At 74.3% G+C, this 565-nt stretch carries 1 protein-coding gene; it reads left to right on the top strand.

The features are described from left to right. Window positions 1-565 (top strand): hypothetical protein (locus KL771_RS06290; protein ID WP_261967703.1); only part of this gene is annotated, 565 nt, incomplete at both ends.

Here is a 565-nt window from a genome sequence, read left to right as displayed (position 1 = left end):
GCTGATTGCCGAAGCTCGGACCACCCGGCTTGCCCTTGCCGCCGAACTGACCGCCACCCTGGCCCTGGAAGCCTTGTCCGCCCTGACCCTGGCCGCCCTGTCCCTGACCCTGGCCGAAGCCCTGACCCTGCTGGTTGCCGAAGCCCGGACCGCCCGGCTTGCCCTTGCCGCCGAACTGACCGCCGCCTTGCGGCAGGCCACCTTGTCCGGCGCCCTGGCCGCCCTGACCCTGGAATCCCGGGCCTTGGCCGCCGCCTTGGCCCTGCTGGTTGCCGAAGCCCGGACCGCCCGGCTTGCCCTTGCCGCCGAACTGACCGCCGCCCTGCGGCAGGCCACCTTGTCCGGCGCCCTGGCCGCCCTGACCCTGGCCACCTTGGCCCTGGCCGAAGCCCTGGCCCTGCTGGTTGCCGAAGCCCGGACCGCCCGGCTTGCCCTTGCCGCCTTGCGGCAGTCCGCCGCCCTGACCTTGGCCGCCTTGGCCCTGGAAGCCCTGACCCTGGCCACCTTGGCCCTGGCCGAAGCCCTGGCCCTGCTGGTTGCCGAAGCCCGGACCGCCCGGCTTGCC

The sequence above is a fragment of the Prosthecodimorpha staleyi genome (assembly GCF_018729455.1).
Lineage (GTDB): Bacteria > Pseudomonadota > Alphaproteobacteria > Rhizobiales > Ancalomicrobiaceae > Prosthecodimorpha > Prosthecodimorpha staleyi.
The sequence above is the reverse complement of the archived record's forward strand: the minus strand, read 5'-3'. Positions and strand labels throughout refer to the sequence as shown.